This is a genomic window from Agrobacterium sp. El2ro-1b (genome assembly GCF_048298475.1).
Classification (GTDB): domain Bacteria; phylum Pseudomonadota; class Alphaproteobacteria; order Rhizobiales; family Rhizobiaceae; genus Agrobacterium; species Agrobacterium fabrum.
This window is the reverse complement of record NZ_CP103459.1, coordinates 253,526-277,776: the sequence shown is the minus strand read 5'-3', so window position 1 is coordinate 277,776 and position 24,251 is coordinate 253,526. Positions and strand designations below refer to the sequence as shown.

Below are 24,251 nucleotides of genomic sequence, written 5' to 3'. Positions count from 1 at the left end.
AAATCGCTAAGGGGATTCGCTATTAAAAATATCGCCATCATAAGCGTTTTATAGTTGAAGAATGCCTTACAGCGGCACATCCCACATTTAGAAGAAACTGCATGAAAAAGCTAGTTAGCTTTTCACAAGCCCTCTGAGATATGTTCCATAATCACCTTTTCCCGCACTATCAGCAACTTTCGAGAATTCGACATCGGTTATAAAACCCTTAGACAAGGCGATTTCTTCCGGGCAGGCAATCTTGAAACCCTGTCGCTTCTCCAGCGTCCGCACAAATTCACCTGCCTCAAGGAGGCTGTCCGGCGTACCAGTATCAAGCCACGCGTAGCCGCGTCCCATGATGGATACTTTTAGCTTGCCCCGCTCGAGATAGGTCCGATTGACGTCCGTAATCTCGTATTCGCCGCGTGGCGACGGTTTGAGATTGGCGGCGATGTCGACAACATCGGCATCGTAAAAATAAAGACCCGTGACCGCCCAGTTGGATTTGGGTTTTGCCGGCTTTTCCTCGATAGACAGCGCGCGCATTTCGCTATCGAAATCGACCACACCATAACGTTCGGGATCGTTCACATGATAGGCGAAAACCGTCGCTCCGTCGTTGACGCTCGTGCCTGCCTGCAGAAGCTCCGGCAATCCGTGACCATAATATATGTTGTCACCCAGGATGAGGCAGGATGGCGAACCCGCCACGAAATCGGCGCCGATCATATAGGCCTGCGCCAGACCATCCGGGCTGGGCTGGACCGCATATTCAATGGAAAGACCCCATTTTGAACCATCACCCAAAAGGGACTGGAAAAGAGGCATGTCATGGGGTGTCGAGATAATGAGAATCTCGCGGATGCCAGCCAGCATTAACGTGGTCAGCGGATAATAGATCATCGGCTTGTCGTAGACCGGCAGGATCTGCTTCGAGACCGCCAATGTCATCGGATGCAGGCGTGTGCCGCTGCCACCGGCCAGAATGATGCCCTTCATGGCTTTTCCTTTTTCCTCTGCGCAAGAGCGGTGACCACCGCGCGCGTTGATTGTTGCCAGCTCGGCAGCTTTATACCGTAAACCTCTTCAAGCTTGCTGCAATCAAGCCGCGAGTTTGCCGGGCGTCGGGCCGGGGTAGTGTATTGCGCAGTCGTGATGTCGTTGACGGCAATCGACTTCCCGCCGGTTTCCGCAGAAAAGGCGAATATCTGTTTAGCGAAATTCGCCCAGTTGGTTTCACCGGTTCCAGACAGATGAAACACCCCACGAGGAGGGGCCGAGGAATCTTCCACGAGCTTTCTTGCGATTGTTACCACCGCGGCAGCGATATCGTTGGCCGAGGTAGGGCATCCTAACTGGTCCGCAACCACATTGATCTCGTCGCGGTTCTCGCTCAGCCTCAGCATGGTCTTCACGAAGTTGTTGCCATACTCCGAATAGACCCATGCGGTCCGCAGAACCACGTAATTGTCGGTGGCCCCCGCAACGGCTCGTTCGCCTTCGAGCTTCGAGCGGCCGTAGACGGAAGTGGGGCCTGTCGGATCGCTTTCGACATAAGCGGTGTCCTTAGCGCCGTCGAAAACATAATCCGTAGAAAGATGAATGACGGGAATGCCGAGGTCACTTGCCGCTTGCGCGACAGCCCTTGCTCCATCCCGGTTAACGGCAAAAGCGATGTCAGGCTCGCTTTCTGCCTTGTCGACGGCGGTATAGGCGGCAGCCGATACCACGGCATCGGGTTTTGCCTCGCGTAGCGCCTTCAGAACAGTTTCAGGCTGCGCAAGGTCGAGTTCCGGCCGACCGAGAGCCACGATTTCCAGCTCGGCGCTCGCCAGTGCTAGAAGGGCGCTGACGACCTGACCATTTTTGCCTGTAACTGCCAGCCGCATTGACTCAGCCCTTCGTCAGAACGCCGAGGCGTTCTCCGGCGTAAACTCCCTCGCGAAGCGGCTGCCACCACCACGCATTGTCGAGATACCATTCCACGGTCTTGCGGATACCGGTGGCGAAGTTTTCCTGGGCTTTCCAGCCGAGTTCGGTTTCGAGCTTCGTCGCGTCAATGGCGTAGCGCGCATCGTGTCCGGGACGATCCGTGACGTATTTGATGAGCTCGGCATAGGGTTTGGATCGCGGGCGCAGCTCATCGAGAATGGAGCAGATGCAGTTCACCACATCGATATTCTTTTGCTCGTTTCTGCCGCCGACATTGTACTTCTCGCCGGCAAGACCCTTCTGGACGATGAGCCACAGGGCGCGGGCATGATCTTCGACATAAAGCCAGTCACGGATGTTCGCGCCGTTTCCATAGACCGGCAGCGGTTTGCCTTCCAGCGCGTTGAGAATGATCAGCGGAATGAGCTTTTCCGGAAAGTGGAAGGGGCCGTAATTGTTGGAGCAATTGGAAATGACGACCGGAAGGCCGTAGGTGCGTTGCCAGGCCGTAGCCAGATGATCGCTTGCGGCTTTCGAAGCGGAGTAAGGCGATGAGGGATCGTAAGGGGTTGTCTCTTCAAACAGACCGTGATCGCCGAGAGAGCCGTAAACCTCATCGGTTGAAACATGCAGCATGCGGAAATTCGCCTTGGCGTCTTCCGCAAGGCCGCTCCAGTAATGCCGCGCGGCCTCCAGCATCGTGAAAGTGCCGTTGATGTTGGTTTGAATAAAATCAGCAGCGCCGGTTATGGAACGGTCGACATGGCTCTCGGCGGCCAGATGCATCACGTAATCCGGCTGGAATGTCGCGAATGCCTCATTCATCGCCACCCGGTCGCATATGTCTGCCTGGAGAAAGCGGTGGTTAGGCGCATTTTCAATAGGCTTGAGGGAAGCCAGGTTCCCTGCATATGTCAGCTTGTCTACGGTGAGAACATCCGCGCCAACCTCGCTCACGAGATAACGTACGAGGGCTGAGCCGATAAATCCGGCGCCGCCGGTAACTAGAACGCGCATCATCAGCTCCCAGTTTTTTGATAGGTGAAATATTCAGGCAATTCGGACAGAAGGGGCTGCTTTGTATCCTTGTCGGAAAGGATGCAGCCTTCCTGCTTCGGCCAGTTGATGCCTATGGCAGGATCATCCCATTTAACGCCGCGGTCATTGGCTGCGCTGTAAGGGGCCGTCACCTTGTATGCGATGACCGTGTCGTCCGCGAGCGTCATGAAGCCATGCGCAAACCCTGCCGGAACCCACAACTGTTCGCCATTTTCGGGCGAGAGCTCTACAGCGGCCCATTGCCCGAAGGTGGGCGATCCTTTTCTGATGTCGACAGCGACATCCAGCAGCCGCCCACGAATGCAGCGAACGAGCTTGCCCTGTGCAAACGGCTCTGTCTGGAAATGAAGCCCACGTACAGTACCCGCTTGAGCAGACAGGGATTCATTGTCCTGTACGAACTCCACGTCCGATACATTTTCGCGAAACCAGTCCTTCTTGAAAACCTCGCTGAAGTAACCCCGGCTGTCTCCGAAACGAGCTGGAGTTATCTTTTTCAAGCCTGGTATCGAGAATGCTTCTACTTGCACTATGCGGATCCTGTCTGGTCTGCCTACTCTGAGGTGATATGACTTTATCGGCAGGGACAGTCAATAACGCTTTATTGACCGCCCACACAAGAGCGATCGAATCTCGGTCGAACAGCAGGCTAAAGGCGTGTGCCAATGCCAGTTTTCATACTTTGATGATCGACGGCAGGGAGACGCCCTGAAGCCGAGCCTGCCGATATTGTCCGGCGGGCCCAAACGAGGGAGAGATCGACTATTGATCAGGCCGTCGGTTTCGTTCGGTCGCGCGGTTTGAAATTTGTGATCCCCGGCAGCCTTATTTCCACATCGCCCGCATCCGCGCGCCCACATCGATGCGGATCTGCTGCGCGCTGCGTTCCGAAGCGGCGGCTGAAACGAGTGGCCAGGTCATCGTCTCAAAAAACTGCAGCAAGGTCGCCGGTATGAAGCGGGTTCTTGCGGCATAGACATGTCGGTCGCCCTGCTGGTTCTGCCCGCCGGTGAAGAAACGTTGTGGCGTGATCAGCGCGAGGCTGTCCTTGGCGCGCGTCATGGCGACGTAAAGCAGCCGGCGTTCTTCCTCCAGCTCCTGGGTGGTGCCGACCCCGAGGTCGGAGGGAATGCAGCCGTCGACCACATTCAGGATGAAGACGGCACGCCATTCCTGGCCTTTTGCCGAATGGATGGTGGACAGGCTGAGATAATCTTCATCGAGCAGCGGCACCCCGGCCTGATCGCTGGTGGCGTCGGGCGGATCGAGGGTCAGCTCGGTCAGAAAGCGCTCGCGCGAGGGGTAGCCGCCGGCGATCTGTTCGAGCTGCAGCAGATCGGCCTTGCGGGTGTCCGCATCCTCATGGATGCGTTCCAGATGCGGTTCGTACCAAAGCCGTGCCAGGCCGATTTCGCCCGGCCAGCCATTCTGGCCCTGCCGCAGCCCCAGCAGCATTTGCGTGAAGGTCGTCCAGTCGTCACCGGTCTTCGGCGGCGGTGGAATTTCGGCAAGGGCAAGCAGCGGCTCAGGGTCCGACGCGATCGTATCGAGAATATTGCCGGCCTTCTTCGGTCCAATGCCGGGCAGCATCTGCAGCAGCCGGAAACCGGCGACGCGGTCGCGCGGGTTCTGCGCAAAGCGCAGCACGGCCAGCATGTCCTTCACATGGGCGCTGTCGAGAAATTTAAGGCCGCCGAATTTGACGAAGGGGATGTTGCGACGGGTCAGTTCCACTTCAAGCGGCCCGCTATGGCTGGAGGTGCGAAAAAGCACGGCCTGCTGTTTCAGCGTCATGCCGGTTTCGCGGTTGGCGAGAATCTGGTCGATGATGAAATTCGCCTGTTCGGTTTCGTCCTTCACTGTCACGAGTTTCGGGCGCTCCAGCGACTGCCGCTCGGTCCAGAGGTTCTTGGTGAACCGCTCGCGCGCCAGATCAATGACGCCGTTGGCGGCCGCCAGGATCGGCTGCGTCGAGCGATAGTTGCGGTCCAGCGTGATGATGTCGGCCGCCGGGCTGAAGGAAGCCGGAAAATCGAGGATGTTTCGCACCGTCGCCGCCCGGAAGGAATAGATCGACTGCGCATCGTCACCCACCACGGTCAACCCGCGGCCGCCGGGTTTGATCGCCATCAGCACCGAGGCCTGCAGGCGGTTGGTATCCTGATATTCATCGACCATCACATGGTCGAAGCGGTTGCCGATATCTTCCGCCAGAACGGGATCGCTCACCATCTGCGCCCAATAAAGCAGGAGATCGTCGTAATCGAGCACGTTTTGGACCTGCTTTGCCTCCACATAGGCAGCAAAGAGTTCCTTGAGTTCGCTCTCCCAGCTGGCGACCCAGGGATAATGCTGGCGCAATATCTCCTTGAGCGGCGTCTGGGAATTCACCACACGCGAATAGATCGCGAGACACGTACCCTTTGTCGGAAAACGGCTTTCCGTTTTGGAAAAACCCAGCTCGTGTCGGGAAAGGTTCATCAGGTCGGCACTATCTTCGCGGTCGTGGATGGTGAAATCAATGTTGAGCCCGATCTGCTCGGCATAGATGCGCAACAGGCGCGCGCCAATGCCGTGAAACGTGCCGGACCAGGCGAGCGCGTCGGTCATGATTGCAGAATTTGCCCCGATAACGTGTTTGCAGATACGCTCGACCCGCCGCGCCATTTCCGTGGCGGCACGTCTGGAAAACGTCATCAGCAGGATGCGGCGGGGATCGGCGCCGTTCACGATCAGATGGGCGACACGGTGGGCGAGCGTGTTTGTCTTGCCCGAACCCGCGCCGGCGATGATCAGCAAAGGCCCCGCCGTATGCCCGTCAGCGAGCCCAACGCCATGCTCGACCGCCTTGCGTTGCTGTTCGTTGAGCTTTTCCAGATAGGCAACCGCCATGCCAGCAATCCTTTAGATAACCTGCCTGTCCCCACGGATGAGAACCCTGTTCAGAAATGGCAGTCGTCGCGAAGCTTCGGCCACTGTCTGCTCGTTGTTGCCATGATTAGCAAAGACTCAAACAGCAATCCAGAACAAATGCTGAACGCGCCGTTCCGTGGTTTCAGGGGGCTGCCAGATACAGTTTATCTCTTGACTCGGCGTCCGAAAATAATGCTAATGCGCATTAGCAGCTAATACGTATTAGCAAATATCGGATGTCGGGGAGGGCATCGGATGACTACTCACAGACGTCTCACCCAAAACGATATCGCCAAGCTCGCCGGTGTCAGCCAGGCAACGGTGTCGCTTGTTTTGAACGGCGCGCCGGCAGCGATCGCCCGCATCCCGGAGGAGACCCGGGAAAGGGTGCAGGCCGTCATTCGCCAGACAGGTTATGTCGCCGATCCGATTGCGCGGCGCATGGCCAAGGGGTTGAACCGTATCCTCGGTGTGTTCACCTATGAGCCGGCATTCCCAAGCGCGCAGGCTGACTTCTTCACGCCCTTCCTGCTCGGTATCGAAGAAGAGGCGCAGCAGCAGGCTTACGATCTTCTGCTGCTGACGAGCGCCGGTGTCGGCGATAACCGTAAGATATTTTCGGAAGGCAACAGGCTTCGGATTGCGGACGGCTGTCTGGTTCTCGGTCGCGAGTTCGATCGCAAGGAACTCGCCCGGCTGGTTTCGGAAGACTATCCCTTCGTCGCGATCGGCCGGCGTGAAGATGCCGGCGGGCCGGTTCCTTATGTCGGCGGTGACTACGCCGCGGGCACGCGCCAGCTCGTCGAAGACGCCATCGCGCTGGGGCACACCAAGCTTGCCTATATCGGCCCGAATGGTCCGGCAGAATCGATTGTTGATCGATGGCAAGGTTTCAGCGCGGCGCTGGGGGGCGCGGCCACGCTCGCCCTGCATATCAAGGCGGTCAACCGCCCTGCCGAGAAAATACTCGATGCGATCCTTGAGAGCAGGGCCACAGTGGCCTTCTTCATAGAATTGGCCGATGCCGTGCGTGTCGAGACGCTGGCGCGGGCGAGGGGGCTTGTCGTGCCTGACGCTTTTTCGATGATCGTGCTCGGCAGTCATATCAGAGCCGCCCGCAGCCCGGTGGGCTTCACCTCCTATGAAATTCCCCGCGAGGAGATGGGGCGGCAGGCGACCGCCATGCTGGTCAATCGCATCGAAACCGGCAGCGCCGGAGGGCAGATCCTTCTCAAATGTGAACCGGTCAAGGGAGAGACGCTGGGGCCGGCCCCGACCGGCCCGGCAAACAAGTCCTCAGTCAACAAAACGGATGTGACGTCGTGAAAGACATGAAAGCAGATATTCTCGTGGTCGGTGGCGGCCTTGGCGGCGTGGCGGCGGCACTGGCGGCTGCAAAGGCCGGAAAACGCGTGATCATGACCGAGGAATATGACTGGATCGGCGGCCAATTGACCAGTCAGGCCGTCCCTTCGGACGAGCATACTTGGGTCGAACAGTTCGGCATCACAAGGTCATACCGGGCGCTGCGCAACGGTGTGCGGCAATTTTATCGTGACCACTATCCGCTGACGGAAGGTGCTCGGGCATGGGGCGATCTTAATCCAGGCGGCGGATGGGTTAGCCGCATCTGCGCCGAGCCGCGCGTCAGCCTGGCGGTCATGGAAAGCATGCTGATGCCCTATATCGGCGCAGGTCGCCTGACGGTGCTCAAACCCTGGCGTCCCGTTGCGGCTGACGTGGACGGCGACAGGGTTCGCTCGGTGACTGTTCGCCATCGTGACAGTGGTGCTGAAATCTCCATTTCCGCCGATTACGTTCTCGATGCCACCGAACTCGGCGACCTGCTTCCGATGACGGGCACGGAATATGCCAAGGGATTTGAGGCGCAGTCAGATACAGGCGAACCCAGCTCGCCGGCGGAATCCCAGCCGGACAATGTGCAGGCTGTCTCGATCTGTTTTGCCATCGACCATGTGGATGGCGACCAGACAATCGACAAGCCCGAGAATTACGATTACTGGCGCTCTTACCAGCCGCATTTCTGGGGCGGGCCGCTCCTTGGTTTCACCGCGCCAAACCCACGCACGCTGGAGCACACCACCCGCTCATTCACGCCCAATCCCGATGACGATCCGCTACTTGTCGATGCCGACCAGCGCAAGGGCGGCGGCGATGAGAACCTGTGGATTTTCCGGCGCATCGCGGCGCGGAAAAACTTTACGCCCGGCTTCTACCAGTCCGATATCTGCCTCGTGAACTGGCCGATGATCGATTACATGGACGGCACGATCATCGACGTGACCGAGGAAGAAAAAGCGCGCCATCTGAAGGCGGCGGCAGATCTTTCCTATTCGGTCTTCTACTGGCTCCAGACGGAAGCGCCGCGTTTCGATGGCGGGCAGGGGTTCCGCGGGCTGCGGCTGCGCGGCGATATCACCGGTACCAACCATGGGCTCGCTATGGCGCCCTATATTCGCGAAAGCCGCCGTATCAAGCCGGTAACGCGCATTGTCGAGCAGGACCTGTCCTACACGGTCCGCGGTGAAAGAGGCGCTGTCCGCTATCGCGACAGCATCGGCATCGGCATGTATCGCATCGATCTGCATCCATCGACCGGCGGCGACAATTACATCGACGTGCCGTCCTGCCCGTTTGAAATTCCGCTCGGCGCGCTGATCCCTGAGCGGGTGAAAAACCTCATCCCGGCCGGCAAGAACATCGGCACGACGCATATCACTAACGGTTGCTACCGCCTGCATCCGGTCGAATGGAACATTGGCGAAGTGGCGGGAATGCTCGCAGCGCATTGCCTGGAGAATGGCCTCACGCCGCACCAGGTGCAGGAAGACGACAAGCACCTGCACGCCTTCCAGGCGCAACTGACCCGCGAGGGCATCGAGATTCGCTGGCCGGATATCGCAGCATACTAGGACGGCGGTTTGCCGTCTGATCGAACCCATCTTTGGAGGAGGACCGGGAATGAACAAAGGTTTTAAACTGAAATCCACCGCCTGTGCGCTTGCCGTCATCGGCTCGTTTACGCTTGGCGGCGCTGCAACGGCGCAGGATGCACTGAATTTGCGCATGACGATCTGGAGCGCGAATGAGGCGCATCTGAAGCTCTTCAACGACATCGCAGCCGGTTTCAAAAAGGATCATCCAAATGTCAGCGTGACCTATGAGTCCCTGCCTTTTGATACCTACACGACGGCGCTCACCACCCAGATCGCGGGTGGCAACGCTCCTGACATGGCGTGGATTTTCGAAACGTCGGCCTATGATTTCGTCAAGTCCGGCGCGCTCTACCCGCTTACCGACACGCTGAAGGCCTCGCCAGGCTATAATCTCGAGGAAGTCAGCGCCGGGGCCACGGAACGCTGGTCGCAGGACGGTACGCTTTACGCCTATCCGTTCTCGACCTCGCCCTTCGCTGTCTTCGTCAACAATGATCTTATCAAGGCTGCCGGGGCCAAAACCCCGGCCGACATGATCGCTGCCGGCGAATGGACCTGGGACAACGCCATCGCCACGGCCTCTGCCGTCGCCAAGACCGGCAAGGGCGGGCTCGTCATCCGCGATTTCAATTACCAGAGCTGGCAATATCTCACCTCGGTGTGGAATGGTTGGGGCGCTTCCCCCTGGAGCGCTGACGGCGCCACCTGCACCATGGCGGAAAAACCGATGGCGGACGCCATTTCGTTCATCCACGACGCCATCTTCGACAAAATGGCCATCCCTGGTCCCGGCGAGACGGTCGATTTCTTCGCAGGCAATGCGGCAATGACGATTACGCAGATCAGCCGCGCCTCGCTTCTGCCGAAGGACAAGCCGTTCGGTTGGGACCTCGTGCCTCTTCCGAAAGGCCCAGCTGGAGATTATGCGCTGATCGGCCAGGCGGGCATCGGCGTCATGCAGTCCGGCAAGAATGCGCAGACCGCGGCGGAATTCGTGGCTTACATGACCAATCCGGAAAATTCCGCCAAGCTCAGCCAGTTCTTTCCTTCGGCGCGTAAGTCTTTGCTGAATGCGCAGGTGCTGAAAAAGACCAATCCTCTGCTCAGCGAGGAGCAGATTGAAAAGGTCGTCATATCGGGCATCGCGACCGGCAAGGTCATGCCCGGCCACACCGGTTTTGCCCAGATCCAGCAGATGGTGCGGTCAAACCTCGACGCGGTCTGGCGGCCGCAGGCCGATGTCGCCGGTGCGCTTAAAAAAATCTGCGGCCAGATCGGGCCGCTCTTGAAGCGCTGAGGAGAAAACGATGGCTGTCGCGCAGGAAGTTACCCGGCGTCCAGATCGCCCGGTGTCGGCGTTCTGGACCATCGCGCGGCGCGACAGCCTTGCAGGCTTTCTGTTCATCGCCCCGCAACTGATCGGCATCGTTATCTTCGTGCTGATCCCGCTCGGGCTGGTGTTCTGGTATTCGCTGCATGAATGGAATGTGCTGGCCAATACCTTCACCTATACGGGCGCCCAGAATTACCGGATGTTGATCGAGGACGGAAATCTTCGCGACGTGCTGGGCGCGACCGCGATCTTCTCGGCCGGGCTTGTCGTGTTCAACCTCTCGCTGGCGCTGCTTCTGGCCGTATTGCTGAACCAGAAACTGTCCGGCATTGCCATCTTCAGGACCCTGTTCTTCTCGCCCGTCGTCGTGTCTCTGGTTGCCTGGACGATCGTCTGGGGTTTCCTGCTGCAGAAGAACGGCGGCATCAACGGCATGTTGCTGATGGTCGGCATCGAAGGCCCCAACTGGCTGCGCGAGGAGACGACAGCGATGATTTCGGTCATCGTCGTACAGGTCTTCAAGAATGTCGGGCTCAACATGATCCTGTTCCTGGCGGCACTTCAGGGCGTGCCGAAGGAACTCTATGAGGCCGCCCGCATCGACGGTGCGCCAGCCTTCAAACAGTTCCGTCGCATCACCCTGCCGCTCATCAGCCCGACGATCCTGTTAACCTCGATCATCACCATCGTCGGCTCGCTGCAGGTCTTTGCGCAGATCGCTGTCCTGACCCAGGGCGGTCCGGGTCTCTCGACCACGGTGCTGGTCTATTATCTCTATCAGCAGGCCTTCCAGTTCCATTTCTTCGGTTATGGCTCGACGCTTTCCATTCTGCTGTTCCTGATCGTCGCGGTATTGACCTTCGCCCAATGGCAGATGCGCAAGAGGATCGTCTTTTATGAAAGCTGACCTTTCCCCCCGTATGCAGGTGGCTCTTTACGGGCTGTTGTGCATGCTGCTGATCCCCTTCGTCTTTCCGACCTGGTGGATGGTGACCTCGTCCATCAAGCCCATCAGCGACATCTTCGCCTTCCCGCCGCAGCTCATCCCGCAGAGCTATGACTGGACGACCTATTCGAAGGTCTTCGAGCTGCAGCCCTTCGTGCGGCAATATTGGAATTCCGCCTACATTGCCGCTGTGGTGACAGTGGGAACCATGGTCATTTCCTCCATGGCGGGATATGCTTTTGCGCGGATCCGGTTTCCGGGCGCCAACGCCATCTTCATGATCGTGTTGCTTGGCCTGCTCATTCCGTCGGAGGTGACGATCGTGCCGCTGTTTCAGATGTTTCTGAAGGCGGGTATGGTCAACACGCACTGGCCGCTCATCCTCGTGCCAATATTCGGTGCGCCCAGTGTCTTTGCCACCTTCGTCATGCGGCAGTTTTTCGTGACGCTTCCCGGCGAGTTGGAAGAGGCGGCGCGTGTCGATGGTCTCGGGCGTTTCAAGATCTTCCGCAAGATCGCGCTGCCGCTCGCCAAACCGGCGCTGGCTTCGGTTGCTATCTTCACCTTCCTGCACTCCTGGAACCTGTTCCTTGAGCCTATCGTCTTCCTCTCCAGCGCCGAGATGTTCACGTTGCCGCAGGCGCTGACGCAATATACCGACGCCTATGGCGGACCGATGTGGAATATCCAGCTTGCCGCAGCGACGCTGACGGCACTGCCCGTGCTCATCGTCTTCGTGATTGCCCAGAAGCAGTTCGTCGAAGGCCTCGCCCATACCGGCCTCAAGGGCTGAAGAACCGGATTTAATCGATGGCTAACGTAACCCTGTCCGACATCCGCAAAAGCTATGGCGCGGTAAAAACCATTCACGGCGTCGATCTCGACATCAAAGATGGCGAATTCGTCGTTCTTGTCGGCCCCTCCGGCTGCGGCAAATCGACCTTGCTGCGGATGGTCGCCGGTCTTGAAACCATCACCGGCGGCGAACTCAGGATCGGTGAGCGGATCGTCAACGATCTCGATCCGAAGGATCGCGATATCGCGATGGTGTTCCAGTCATACGCGCTTTATCCGCATATGACGGTCGCCAGCAATATGGGTTTTTCGCTGGAGCACCGGGGTTCGAACAAGCAGGAAATTGCCGAGAAGGTGAACTGGGCTGCCGAAATCCTTGGCCTTACCGCCTTACTCGACCGTTATCCACGCCAGCTTTCCGGCGGCCAGCGTCAGCGTGTTGCCATGGGCCGGGCTATCGTTCGCAATCCACAGGTGTTCCTGTTCGACGAACCTCTGTCCAATCTCGATGCGAAACTGCGCGTCGTCATGCGCGGCGAGATCAAGGCGCTTCACCAGAAGCTCAAAACCACCACAATTTATGTGACGCATGACCAGGTGGAGGCGATGACGATGGCGGACAGGGTCGTGGTCCTGAATGGCGGCAGGGTCGAGCAGGTTGGCACGCCGCTTGAACTTTACGACCGTCCGGCAAACCAGTTCGTTGCCGGCTTCATCGGTTCACCCTCCATGAATTTCCTGCCCGGCGTGATTTCGCCAGCTGGTTTTGAAACCGGCGGGGTGGTCCTGCCGCTGCCAGCCGCTGCCGCCGCTCTTGCGGGAAGTGGAGCCATTTATGGCATCCGCCCGGAGCACTTCGCGCTTGATCTCTCCGGCGTGTCCGCCGAGATCCTGCTCGTCGAACCGCTGGGATCTGAAACGCAGGTCACCATGACACTCGGTGGTTCGCGGGTGCTCGGCGTCTTTCGCGAACGTATAGCCCAGGCCGTCGGCGAGGAGATAAGGATTTCCCCGGCTTTAGATGGCATTCATCTGTTCTCGGATGAAGACGGAGATCGGATGAACTGATTATCGTGCCCGCGGCTGGCCGAGCCACGGACCCAATATCCGTCGGAACGGAGCCCCGTCGCGGTTCAGGCCGTTGCCGACCACGCCGCGACGGCGGATTTCAGAGAAAACTGCTCTCGAACAGCTCGCCTGAATAGGGGGCATGGGTCACGCCCGCTTCAAGATCAGCCTTGGTCAGCTCATCGACAAAAATACCGTTCTGCATCACCAGCACTCGGTCGCACATATGGGCGATGACAGCCAGATCATGGCTGACGAGAACGAAGGTCAGGTCCCGTTCCTCGCGCTGGTCGGCAAGCAGGTTCAGGATTTCCGCCTGGATCGAGACGTCGAGCGCCGATGTCGGCTCGTCGAGCAGCAGGATCGGCGGCTCGAGTATCAGGGCGCGGGCGATTGCCACGCGCTGGCGCTGGCCACCCGACAGTTCGTGCGGAAACCGTTCGGCGAAATGTGCGGGCAGGCCGACCTGCTGCAGGGCAGCGGGCACTTTCGACCAGCCGTCGCCGAGACCCATGGCGCGGATTGGTTCGGCGAGAGCCCGGCCGATGCGGTGGCGCGGGTGCAGCGAACCGTAAGGGTCCTGAAACACCATCTGGGCCAGTTTCAGTTCCTCGCGGCCGCGCAGCTTTCCGACCGGCTTGCCGTTGAAGCTGATCGATCCGGTCCAGCCGGCCTCCAGCCCCGCCAGCGACCGCAGCAAGGTCGACTTGCCGCATCCGCTCTCGCCGACGATGCCGAGCGTTTCGCCTTTATTGACCGTGAGGCTGACGCCGCGCACGACGTGGTTTTGGTGTTCTTTCATGCCGTAGACGACATCAAGCTTGTCCACCGTGATCATCGCAGCACCTCCGCGTCGATTGCCTGACGGTCCAGCACCTTGAGACGGCGGACCGGGTTGCGGGGATCGGGCATGGCCGCGATCAGGCCCCGCGTATAGGGATGTTGCGCATCTTCCAGCTTCGTCAGCGTTTCCACGACGCGCCCGCCATACATAACCAGCACGCGCTCGCAGAAGGCCGCGACCATGCGGATGTCATGGCTGATGAGGATCAGGCCGGCGTCGTTCTCGCGCACCATCTCGTCCAGCAGCAGCAGGACATCCTTGCGTACGCTCACATCGAGAGCCGAGGTCGGCTCGTCGGCGATGACGAGCTTTGGTTTTGCCAGCAGCATCATGGCGATCATGACGCGCTGGCCCATGCCGCCGGAAATCTGATGCGGGTAGAGCCCCATCACCCGGTCGGGGTCACTGATGCGGACGCGCAGCAGCATATTGCGCGCGGCGTCTCTGGCCGCCGCACCCTTAAGCGCCAGATGCAGTTCTGCCGCCTCCGCCACCTGTTTTCCGATCGGCAGCACCGGGTTCAGCGAATAACGCGGGTCCTGCATGATCAGCGCCATCTCGCTGCCGCGGATCGCTCCCATCTGGCGCTCGGATTTTTCGAGCAGCGGTTCGGAGAGGAAATCCATGCGCTCGGCGGTTACCGTGGCGCTTTTGGGCAGAAGCCGCATGGCGGCCCGGCCGGTCGTTGACTTGCCTGAGCCGGACTCGCCGACGATACCGACCCTTTCGCGGCCGACATCGAAACTGACATCGGACACGGCCGGAATGCTGTTGCGGCCGAACCGGACATTGAGGTTGCGGACCGAGAGGATGGGGGAGCTATCAGGAGCGGGCATGGCGCGGGTCCAGAAGGTCGCGCAGCGTATCGCCGGCGATGTTGAAGGCAAGGCTCGTGAGCAGGATGGCGATGCCGGGCATGACGGCGACCCACCAGTAGTCGAGCATGAATTTGCGGCCGCTCGAGATCATGGCTCCCCACTCCGGCAGCGGCGGTTGCGCCCCGAGGCCAAGGAAACCGAGTGAGGCCGCGGTCAGGATGATGCCGGCCATGTTCAGCGTCAGTCGCACGATGACGGAGGGAATGCACATCGGCGCTATGTATAAAAACAGGATGCGCAGCGGCGAGGCGCCATAAAGGCGGGCGGCGGCAACGTAGTCGGTATTGCGAACGACCAGGGCTTCCGCACGGGCAAGGCGCGCTATCGGCGGCCAGGCCGTCAGCGAGATGGCGATGATCGCCGTGCCGAGACCGGCACCCATGGCGGCCGCAAAGGCAAGGGCCAGAACGAGAGACGGGAAGGACAGCACGATATCGGTGGCACGCATCAGGATCGCATCGGTGCGCCCGCCGAAGAAGCCGGCCATCACACCGATGGCAAGGCCGATCGGACCAACGATGATCGAGACCGAAAGCACGGTCTGGATGGTGATGCGGGTGCCGTAAACGAGCCGGCTGAAAATATCGCGGCCGAATTCGTCGGTGCCGGCCAGATGCGCCCAGCTTGGAGGCTGAAGCGCGTTTTCGAGAACCTGGCTTGCCGGGTCAAACGGGGCAATCAGCGGCGCGAAAACGGCGACCAGAACCAGGATGGCCAGAATTGCAAAACCGAACATGCCAAGCGGTTCGTCCGCGAGCTTGCGCAGCGTGCGCCCCGTGGTGGTTGACAGGCGTGAGAGGGCGCTGCGGCGAGGAACGGGATTGGTGTGGGTGATGTCGGTCATCGTGCGACCTCCCGCGTCCGCGGATCGAGCGTTGTATAGGCGAGATCCGCAAGGAAATTGAGCAACATGAAGATGAAGCCAATGACGATTGTGGCCGCAAGGATGGCATTCATGTCGCCGATGAGCAGCGCGTTTGTCATGTACTGGCCGATACCAGGCCAGGAAAAGACGATCTCGGTAACGACGGCGCCTTCCAGCAGGTTGCCATAGGAGATTGCGAGAACGGTAATCAGCTGCACGGCGATGTTGGGAAGCACATGCCGGGTGATCGTCCGTGTCGGGCTTACGCCCTTTGCCCGTGCGGCGATCACATAGTCCTGGCTAAGCTGCTCAAGCGTGAAGGCGCGGGTCATGCGGGTAATATAGGCCATTGCCATATAGGCGAGAATGATGGCCGGCAGAATGATGTGCGACAGCGCGTTCCAGAAGATTTCCGTTTCGCCCGCAAGCAGGCTGTCGACGAGCATCAGTCCCGTTTTCGGTTCAACGATGCCTTCGTAGAAAACATCGACCCGACCGGGTCCGCCGACGAGGTTGAAGCTGGCGTAGAAAATCACAAGGCCGACGATGCCGAACCAGAAGACCGGTATCGAATGTCCGACCAGCGCAAAGACGCGCGCGAACTTGTCGATGAACGTATCCCGGAAGAGGGCGGCAGCGAGGCCTAGCGGAACACCGATGATGGTGGAAATGATGATGGCGAGCGTGGCGAGCTCGAAGGTGGCGGGGAAGGCCTGTGCCAGATCGCGGGTTACCGGGTTTCCTGTCAGGATCGCAATGCCAAAATCGCCATGAAGCAGGCCGCGCAGATAAATGAAGAACTGCTGGTAGAGCGGCAGATCGAGACCAAGCCGCGCCCTCATCGCCTCATAGGCTTTGGGATCGGCAAGTTCGCCGACGATCGCGCCGACCGGATCGGTCGGCATGACGCGGCCGATGATGAAGGTGATGCAGAGCAGGATGAAGAGGCTGACGATCAGTTGCAGGAAACGATGTCCAAGCCCGCGCAGGGAAATTTCCGTCATTGCTGGCCGCGCTTTCCTGCAGGAAGCCCTTCAGTGCCGGAGAATGCAAACGCCGCTCGCCGCAGACGCGCAATTCTCCTCTGTAAAAACTCTTGATGGTACTTCATCCCAACTCCTCCCTGAGCTAACATGAAAACATATGACGTGCTGTCATGTCATCATATGAGTAACGAAGGGATTCGTATTCTGCAAGAGGGAAGAGTGGCATGATTGGCGATAAGGCGAGGCCGCGGGAGAGGCGGGCACAACAGATCATCGATAATCTCAGCGCAGAAATTCGCAGTGGAAAACTGAAAAATGGTGACCAGTTGCCCACCGAACCGCAGCTTGAGCGGACCTATGGCGTGAGCCGGACGGTAGTGCGCGAGGCAATCGCCGACCTTCGGTCTGCGGGTTATGTCGTTCCCATCCAGGGCAAGGGTGTTTTCGTCAGCAATGCCAGCGAATGGACCGGCGTGAAGCTGACGCAATCGGAAGTCGGCACGATCGCCGAAACCTTGGAAATGCTGGAATTCCGGCTTGCGACGGAAGGCGAGGCGGCGGCGATTGCCGCTTATCGCCGGACCGCCCAGCAGGAGGCTGCAATCTCTGCGGCGCATAGGAAAATGGCGCGCGCCATCGACGCCGGCGAAACCACTGTCGATGCCGATTACGAGTTTCATTCCGCCATCGCGATTGCCACCAATAACCGCTTTTACCTTGAGGCTCTTCGCCAGTTCGGCTCGCGCTCCATTCCGCGTGGTCAATTTCCGACGCTGCCGGAAACCGGCAATGCGAATTATCTGCGCAAGGTGCAGGCAGAGCATGAGGCTATCCTGCGGGCCATCGTAGAGCAGGACCCCGAGGCGGCACGAAAAGCCATGCGTGAGCACATGCTTGCGAGCCAGCGTCGATACCGGTTGCTTTCGGAAGCGCAATAGCATCTCGACACTCATCTTATTTCATGCGATGTCATATGATGACTTGTATGGGAGAGGAGAGAATCGATGTATGTCGGTACCCAGGTTGCTGCGCGCGATGATGAGGATTTCAAGGTTTGGGCGCAGCTTGGTGTCAAAAACATAAGCGCTGACCCGCCCGGAAAACCCGCTAGCTGGGTTCTGGATGACTTCGAGCGTCTGCGCGACAAGGTCGAAAGCTTCGGCCTCGTTCTGGACATGGTGCAATTGCCGCTGCCGTCCCGTCCCATCGAACAGGCATCGTATCCGGATATCCTGCTTGCCGGTCCGGAGCGTGACCGGCAGATCGATGCCGTCTGCACGATGATTGAAAATATCGCCAAAGCCGGCATTCCGGCGGCGAAATACAATCTCAACCTCATCGGCATTCCGCGCACCGAAATGGAACTTGGCCGCGGCGGTTCGCTGAACGAAGCCTGGCGGTGGGACAAGGCTGACCACAATGCCGATCCGGGGCTGGCCGGCGTTCTCTCCGAAGACGAGAACTGGGAGCGCATCGATTATTTCCTGGAGCGCGTCGTGCCGGTTGCCGCGAGCAACAAGGTGCGTCTCGCCTGCCACCCGCATGATCCCTACACACCGCCCGGCTACAAGGGTGTCACCCGTGTGCTCGGCACCGTCGAGGGACTGAAGAAATTCGTGCAGATGCGTGAAAATCCCTATCACGGTCTGAATTTCTGCCAGGGGTCCATCGGCGAGATGCTCGACAATCCGCGCGAGGAGATCGATGAGATCATCCGCTGGTTCGGCAGCCGCGACAAGATTTTCAACGTCCATTTCCGCAATATCAGCGGCGGCAAGCTGTCCTTCATGGAAACCTTTCCCGATGAAGGCGACATGGACATGGTGCGCTCGCTGAAACTCTATCACGAACTCGGCTATCGCTACATGATTATGCCTGACCATGTGCCGACGATCGCTGGCCGTGATCCTGTCGGTGTCGCTTTCGGTTTTTGTTACGGCTACATCGCAGCGCTGATCGAAGCGCTTGATAACAAACATCTCTGACTTTTTGGGCCGGTGGCGCTGCGCAGTGCCGCCGGCCCTTTTCCATCTTGAATGACCGATCTGTAGGAGGAGCAGGTATGAAAAAATCTATGATCCGTCTCGCATTCACCACGGCTTTGGGCGCGATGCTGATGCAGGCGTCCCCAGTTTTCGCCAAAACACCGAACGACCAGCTCATTGTCGCAACGTCGCTGGCACAGGTGCTGTCACTCGACCCTCATCAGGCCACCGAAGCAAAAGCCAACGAAATCATGGCCAATCTCTACGATCGGCTGATTTCCGTCGACGGGTCGGGCAAGGTTTCTCCCCAGCTCGCCGAGCGCTGGGAAACGGACGAAAAGGGCATCACCTTCCATCTGCGCGAAGCGAATTTTGCCTCCGGCAACCCGGTAACCTCGGCTGATGTCGTGTATTCGTTCAGCCGGCTGTTGAAGATGAACCAGGCAGCCGCCGCGAACCTGAAGCGCGTTGGTTATAACGCCGATAATGTCGACAAGCTGGTGACCGCCCCGGATGAAAAGACCGTGCGGATTGGTCTTTCCGGGGAAACGACCTCTGAACTGCTGCTCTATCGCCTCGCTATGGTCATCGCCAGCGTCGTTGATAGCAAGAAGCTCAAGTCGCATGAAGTCGATGGCGATTGGGGCAATGGCTGGCTCAGAACCAATTCCGCCGGTTCCGGGCCGTTCACGCTCAATCGCTGGTCGCCGAATGAGATCATCATTCTGGAGGCAAACAAGGATTATGTGGCCGGCAGCCCGAAAATGCGCCGCGTCATCGTGCGGCATGTGCCGGAAAGCCAAGTCGAGCGCCTGATGCTGGACCGTGGTGACATCGACATCGCCAGCGCGCTGACCGCGGCCGATCTCGCCACCTTCAACAATAAGGAAGGCTTTCAGATCCAGCGCGTGCCGACGGGCGGTTTTTACGTCCTGTCCATGAATGCCGGCAAGGAGCCTTTGTCCAACCCCAAGGTCCGCGAAGCGATTGCCTATGGCATCGACTATAAGGGCATGGAAAAGACCATCATGGGTCCTTATGGCAAGGCGCGCACGGTGCCGGTGCCGGAGAACTTCGAATACGCCATCCCGAGCCCGGACTGGAAACTCGATGTTCCCAAGGCCAAGGAACTCCTCAAGGAGGCCGGTTATGAGAACGGCTTCACGCTCAATCTGAAGACGATTGCGCAGACGCCACGCATCGACCTTGCCACTGCTATTCAGGCCTCGCTCAGCCAGATCGGCATCAAGGTCAATATTCAGCAGGGCAATGGTTCTGACGTGATCGCAGCGCATCGTGCACGCGATTTCGATCTGCTCATTCCGCAGACCGGCGCTTATATGCCCAATGTACTCGGATCGATGGAGCAGTTCTCCAGCAACCCAGACAATTCGCTTGCCGCCAACAATGCCGGCAATTTCGTCTGGCGCTCGGCCTGGGACATCCCGGAACTCACGGCCCTCACGGCCAAGGCTTCGCTGGAGCCCGATGCCAAGAAGCGGGGGGAAATCTACACGCAGATGCAGGAGATGTTCGTTGCCCAGAAACCGGCAGTGCTGCCGATGTTCGAGAGATTCGAGCCTATCGTGCTCAATGCGCGGGTGAAGGACTATGTCGGGCATCCAAGCCAGACGACCCGCCTGGAAAACGTGACGAAGGAATAACGGGCAGGCAAATGCTTCCCTATGAATAGAGAGCGGGCGGTTTTACCGCCCGTTTTTATTTCAGTCTGCTTGGCGGCTTGCGGCGATCTTCGCTCGTTGGCTTGTACGGCTTGAAGAGCCAGCCACGATGTCGCGTGCATTTTCTGGAAATACGCAATTCTTGCGACTATCCCGTGAATTTTTGGGGTTTTCTCCAAGGCTTCACCGGATTAGACACCGGTGGTGACCATTCCTTCCGTCGGGTACGAGCCACAGGCTTCGCCCGCCAGTCTCTCGCAAATGTGTTGTCTCCCATGAATCTTGCCCAGATAAAACTTCCGTCGCGGCCGTTGAGCCTCAAGCGTGGCGTCATTTCGGTGCCCGGTGCCTATTATTTTTCCATTCCGGTGCTTGTGGCGATCCTTGCCGTCATGCTGGTGGCGGAAGGTCCGGGTATTCTGCGCGATTACCAGATCAGCAAGGATCCGCTGGAAATCGAAAACGGCGATATCAGCGGCAGCTGCAAGACGCGCAAGGCGATCTTCACGACCTGCGAGGCGGAGCTTTCCTACGATCATGGCGGCGTCAGCTACAAGAAGGACGTCGAGGTGATGTTCGTCGATTTCCATTCCGGTGATTACGAAACCGGTCTGGTGATTTCCGCGAAGAACCCGGAACTCGCAACGATTTCGCTGGGTCTCGACATGCTCTGGAACCGCATCATCACGCTTGGCGTGTTTGTTGCCCTGCTTGGTTTCGGCAGTCTCGCGATGTTGTTCACGCTTATCCGTGTGCTGCGGGTTCGCCTGCAGCTGCGGCATGCCGCACCTTTGACCGTCATTCCGGTGGCACTGACGGCGGTTGCCGAAAAACGCAGCCGTCTCTTCGTCACCTATGCCGATACGGTGAGGGACGGGAAAACCAAGCGGCAATCCTTCACCCATCTGGAGCGGGGTCGCATTCCCGTTGTCGTCGGTCACACCGACAAACACGATGTGGCGCTGGCGGTCCTGCATGGCAACAGCGCGTTGCCGGTTCTCATCGACGACCAGCTGGAGCGGATCGACCTGACTGAGCAGGAGAGGGCGGAGGCTCTCGCTTCGCTTGCCCCGCTGCTCGCGAATGAGACACAGTCGGGCGTCGCAGCCCAGGGCGCGGCAATAAAGAAAGGACCGAGCCTCCTGCGCAGACTGGGAACGTTCGTTGGCATCGTCGCCGTCATCATCGTCGCGGTCTTCGGTTACTGGCTGTGGTATGTCACCAGCGCGCCGTCGCAGTTCAACTCACCCGGCATGGACATCAACAACATGCTGCCGGCGGCACTCAATGAGTGGGGTTGTGCGCGCTTGCAGGAGCGTTTCTCCGACCGCCCAGCACCTTTCGGATGCGCCGCGGCTGATTATCGAAGCTGGAAATAAAGCCTCTAGCACCATTTTCTTCGGGCCGGTTTGCCGAAAGTGTTACAGCTTGGCACGCCGGCCCGAACACTTTTACTGCGCGAAAAAATATTGACACAATTATCACTAGTTGCATTAGAGATTTATAAATAAAGCACTTCCATAGTGCCACCGTGAGCGGTTCTTCGAAGGCTGGGAGAGTGCAGCATGTTCACGGTTTTGGAATGCGTTGCCATACAGCACGACCATGCGGTCGTTCTTCTTGCAGCTGTTATCTGCCTGCTTGGCATGTTTGCTTTTTTCCATCTTCTGTTGCGCGCGGATGAAAGTCCGGCGGGCCGCAAGCCCTATTGGGTGCTGGTTGCGGCCTTTGCCGCGGGGCTGAGCGTCTGGGCCACCCATTTCGTCGCCATGCTCGCCTATAGGGGCGCGGTTCCGATCGGTTACGACTTCTTCTTCACGGCTCTTTCAGCCGCTTTGGCCGTTTTCGGTTTCTGGCTGGCGCTCATGGCCCGCTCGCAGGCCATCTACTCCTCGCTCATCGTCGGAACGCTGGTCACCCTGTCGGTTGCCGTCATGCATTTCGTCGGGATGGCGGGAATGGATGTCGCGGCTTCGATCAGCTATCGGTGGGCCCCGGTTTTTGGCGGTTCTGCGGTCTCCTGGGCGGCCTTTGTTCTCGCCTTTTTCCTTTTCCGTCGTCTCGCCTCATGGAAGCGCATTGCGGCCCCGGCCGGAGCGGCAATCTTCGGCATCTGCGCGCTGCATTTTACGGCCATGTCGGCCACGGTTCTCACGCCGGATCCATCCATGTCAGGGCCTGATCCCGATAATGTCGGCAGGCTAATCATGATCGGCGCCATTTCCGGTGTCACCTTCCTCATCCTTTTTGCCACTGCCGTCGCTGCGCTGGTGGATCGTTACCTTGTCGATCTCAAAGGGCTGGTGGATGCGACGCTGGATGGTCTCGCCGTCGTCCGTGACGGGCGGATCGTGGAACTTAACACCCGTTTTGCCGGCCTTCTCGGTCGAGAGGAGGCATCGCTTGTGGGACGGAATCCCGACGATCTCTTCAAGGCCGTCGATGGACAGCCGGCCTATCTGCCGCGTCCTGCGCCGGTGGAAGCGATCCGCGAGCGGGGCGGGCAGGCACAGATATTCGAACTCGGCGTGCGCACCATCGAATATCGCGGCCGCCCCTGCGAAGTGATGGCCATTCGCGACCTGACGGAAAAGCGGGAAGCGCAGCGCGAAATCGAATATCTCGCGCGCCACGATGTCCTGACAGGCCTCTCCAACCGCACCATGTTCCAGACCCGTCTTCACCAGCAGATCGACAATGGCGACGAGGAGGACGAATTTGCGCTGCTGGCGCTCGATCTCGACCGGTTCAAGGCGGTCAACGACATATTCGGCCATGCCGAAGGTGACCGCGTCTTGAAAAAAGTCGCCGCCATTCTCGATGAATGTGCAAGGGCAGGCGATGTGGTCGCCCGTCTCGGCGGCGATGAATTTGTGATATTGACCGCCCGGCATACCAAGGCGGACGAAGCGCGCCTGCTGGCCGAAACGATCCTAGGCATGTTCGCCCTGAAGATGAATGTCGTCAACGACCCGACCGCCGTCGGCGTCAGCATCGGCATCGCCGTGTTCCCCCGCGACGGGCAGGACCATGAAAGCATCATGCATGCCGCCGATCTCGCCCTTTACCGCGCCAAGGTGGGGGGACGTGGCATCCTCGCCTTCTACGATCCGCTGATGGACCAGGAAGCCCGCGAGCGCCGCCAGCTCGAGACCGATTTGCGGCTCGCCATAAACCGGGACGAGCTGGTGTTGAATTATCAGCCGGTCCTGTCAGTCGAATGCGGTCAGGTCGTCGGTTACGAAGCGTTGGTGCGCTGGCAGCACCCGACAAGGGGCGTGGTGCCGCCGGATGTCTTCATTCCGATTGCCGAGGAAAGCGGGATCATCATCTCGCTTGGCGAATGGGTGCTGCGTGAGGCCTGCCGGCAGGCAAGCACCTGGGCGCCACATCTGAAGATTGCGGTGAATGTCTCGCCCCTGCAGTTTTCGCTGGCCAATCTCGGCCATGTCGTCTGCACGGTGTTGATGCAGACCGGGCTTTCGCCCAACCGGCTGGAGCTGGAGATTACCGAGGCAGCACTTCTCAAAGACCGCAAGGCGACGTTGGTCATCCTCAACCAGTTGAAGGCGCTCGGCGTTGCTATCGTCATGGATGATTTCGGCACCGGTTACTCGTCGCTCAGCAACCTGCAGAGCTTCCCCTTCGACAAGATCAAGATTGACCGCAGCTTCATCGCCGCCATGAGCGAGGATGACAATGCCCGCGCCATCGTGCGTGCGGTGATCGGCCTCGGCCGCAGCCTGGATCTGCCGGTGACGGCGGAGGGGATCGAGACGGACGCGCAATACCGCATGGTCGTTGATGAGGGTTGTGCCCAGGCGCAGGGTTATCTCTTCGGACGACCGGATGTGGCGCCAGCCCCGGCTCCCGCCGCAAGCACCGCCAAACGGACGAAACATTCCGTTTGACGAAGATGCGGCCGCGCATCGCGCCCGCGCGCAGACTTTCCCATATTCTTTGGAACGAGAGCAGAGGCAGATCGTTAGGGTTGCATGTGGCGTGTCCATGCTGCCGCTGCCTCTG

20 protein-coding genes are annotated in these 24,251 nt (G+C 59.1%); 11 read left to right on the top strand and 9 right to left on the bottom strand.

The annotated features are described in order from the left end of the window. Positions 1-114 precede the first annotated feature (114 nt). The 5 genes from rfbA to NYR50_RS15550 form a co-directional block, all read right to left on the bottom strand. Positions 115-981 (bottom strand): glucose-1-phosphate thymidylyltransferase RfbA, encoded by an 867-nt coding sequence (rfbA, locus tag NYR50_RS15570; RefSeq protein WP_418137510.1) that lies wholly within the window; start codon positions 979-981, stop codon positions 115-117. Beyond that, on the bottom strand, positions 978-1,871 hold the full coding sequence (rfbD, locus tag NYR50_RS15565; protein ID WP_418137509.1) for a dTDP-4-dehydrorhamnose reductase: 894 nt from the start codon (positions 1,869-1,871) through the stop codon (positions 978-980). Before rfbD ends, rfbA begins: the two co-directional genes overlap by 4 nt. 4 nt (positions 1,872-1,875) lie before the next feature. Next, positions 1,876-2,931 (bottom strand): dTDP-glucose 4,6-dehydratase, encoded by a 1,056-nt coding sequence (gene rfbB / locus NYR50_RS15560; protein ID WP_418137508.1) that lies wholly within the window; start codon positions 2,929-2,931, stop codon positions 1,876-1,878. 2 nt (positions 2,932-2,933) lie between these two features. Beyond that, complete coding sequence (gene rfbC / locus NYR50_RS15555) at positions 2,934-3,503, bottom strand: dTDP-4-dehydrorhamnose 3,5-epimerase (protein WP_418137507.1); 570 nt, start codon at positions 3,501-3,503, stop codon at positions 2,934-2,936. Positions 3,504-3,798: 295 nt separating this feature from the next. Then, positions 3,799-5,865: an ATP-dependent helicase gene (locus tag NYR50_RS15550; protein WP_418137505.1), complete on the bottom strand. Its 2,067-nt coding sequence runs from the start codon at positions 5,863-5,865 to the stop codon at positions 3,799-3,801. Positions 5,866-6,141: 276 nt separating this feature from the next. Between NYR50_RS15550 and NYR50_RS15545 the strand changes: the two genes are divergently transcribed. Genes NYR50_RS15545 through NYR50_RS15520 form a run of 6 tightly spaced genes read left to right on the top strand, consistent with a single transcriptional unit; the run spans position 6,142 to position 12,985 of the window. Further along, a complete protein-coding gene (locus tag NYR50_RS15545; protein ID WP_418137504.1) occupies positions 6,142-7,212 on the top strand; it encodes a LacI family DNA-binding transcriptional regulator in 1,071 nt (356 codons plus the stop codon). Positions 7,213-7,217: 5 nt separating this feature from the next. Then, on the top strand, positions 7,218-8,819 hold the full coding sequence (locus NYR50_RS15540) for an FAD-dependent oxidoreductase (protein ID WP_418138255.1): 1,602 nt from the start codon (positions 7,218-7,220) through the stop codon (positions 8,817-8,819). A gap of 49 nt (positions 8,820-8,868) precedes the next feature. Continuing rightward, on the top strand, positions 8,869-10,140 hold the full coding sequence (locus tag NYR50_RS15535; protein ID WP_418137503.1) for an ABC transporter substrate-binding protein: 1,272 nt from the start codon (positions 8,869-8,871) through the stop codon (positions 10,138-10,140). Between the two features lie 10 nt (positions 10,141-10,150). After that, positions 10,151-11,083 (top strand): carbohydrate ABC transporter permease, encoded by a 933-nt coding sequence (locus tag NYR50_RS15530; RefSeq protein ID WP_092773726.1) that lies wholly within the window; start codon positions 10,151-10,153, stop codon positions 11,081-11,083. Next, a complete protein-coding gene (locus tag NYR50_RS15525) occupies positions 11,073-11,915 on the top strand; it encodes a carbohydrate ABC transporter permease (RefSeq protein WP_418137502.1) in 843 nt (280 codons plus the stop codon). The genes NYR50_RS15530 and NYR50_RS15525 overlap by 11 nt, the downstream gene beginning before the upstream one ends. Before the next feature lie 17 nt (positions 11,916-11,932). Next, positions 11,933-12,985: an ABC transporter ATP-binding protein gene (locus tag NYR50_RS15520; RefSeq protein WP_418137501.1), complete on the top strand. Its 1,053-nt coding sequence runs from the start codon at positions 11,933-11,935 to the stop codon at positions 12,983-12,985. 100 nt (positions 12,986-13,085) lie between these two features. Here NYR50_RS15520 and NYR50_RS15515 read toward each other — a convergent pair whose 3' ends face one another. From NYR50_RS15515 to NYR50_RS15500, 4 genes are read right to left on the bottom strand one after another with little or no spacing between them, the layout of a single operon-like run. Then, positions 13,086-13,823, bottom strand: coding sequence for an ABC transporter ATP-binding protein (locus NYR50_RS15515; RefSeq protein ID WP_418137500.1), 738 nt, complete (start codon positions 13,821-13,823; stop codon positions 13,086-13,088). After that, on the bottom strand, positions 13,820-14,665 hold the full coding sequence (locus NYR50_RS15510; protein WP_318764620.1) for an ABC transporter ATP-binding protein: 846 nt from the start codon (positions 14,663-14,665) through the stop codon (positions 13,820-13,822). Before NYR50_RS15510 ends, NYR50_RS15515 begins: the two co-directional genes overlap by 4 nt. Then, on the bottom strand, positions 14,652-15,551 hold the full coding sequence (locus NYR50_RS15505) for an ABC transporter permease (RefSeq protein WP_006312459.1): 900 nt from the start codon (positions 15,549-15,551) through the stop codon (positions 14,652-14,654). Before NYR50_RS15505 ends, NYR50_RS15510 begins: the two co-directional genes overlap by 14 nt. Beyond that, the gene (locus NYR50_RS15500; RefSeq protein WP_006312458.1) at positions 15,548-16,576 is read right to left on the bottom strand and encodes an ABC transporter permease; all 1,029 of its coding nucleotides are present in this window, start codon (positions 16,574-16,576) and stop codon (positions 15,548-15,550) included. Before NYR50_RS15500 ends, NYR50_RS15505 begins: the two co-directional genes overlap by 4 nt. 206 nt (positions 16,577-16,782) lie before the next feature. On the opposite strand from NYR50_RS15500, the gene NYR50_RS15495 reads away from it, so the two are divergent. The 5 genes from NYR50_RS15495 (at position 16,783) to NYR50_RS15475 (ending at position 24,136) form a co-directional block, all read left to right on the top strand. Then, the gene (locus NYR50_RS15495; protein WP_092733321.1) at positions 16,783-17,496 is read left to right on the top strand and encodes a FadR/GntR family transcriptional regulator; all 714 of its coding nucleotides are present in this window, start codon (positions 16,783-16,785) and stop codon (positions 17,494-17,496) included. 66 nt (positions 17,497-17,562) lie between these two features. Further along, the gene (locus NYR50_RS15490) at positions 17,563-18,543 is read left to right on the top strand and encodes a mannonate dehydratase (RefSeq protein ID WP_418137499.1); all 981 of its coding nucleotides are present in this window, start codon (positions 17,563-17,565) and stop codon (positions 18,541-18,543) included. A 125-nt stretch (positions 18,544-18,668) separates the two neighbouring features. Continuing rightward, positions 18,669-20,207, top strand: a complete 1,539-nt coding sequence (locus NYR50_RS15485) for an ABC transporter substrate-binding protein (RefSeq protein WP_418138254.1) — start codon at positions 18,669-18,671, stop codon at positions 20,205-20,207. A 293-nt stretch (positions 20,208-20,500) separates the two neighbouring features. Beyond that, positions 20,501-21,604 (top strand): hypothetical protein, encoded by a 1,104-nt coding sequence (locus NYR50_RS15480; RefSeq protein ID WP_418137498.1) that lies wholly within the window; start codon positions 20,501-20,503, stop codon positions 21,602-21,604. 186 nt (positions 21,605-21,790) lie between these two features. Continuing rightward, positions 21,791-24,136, top strand: a complete 2,346-nt coding sequence (locus tag NYR50_RS15475; RefSeq protein WP_418137497.1) for an EAL domain-containing protein — start codon at positions 21,791-21,793, stop codon at positions 24,134-24,136. The last annotated feature ends 115 nt before the right edge of the window (positions 24,137-24,251 follow it).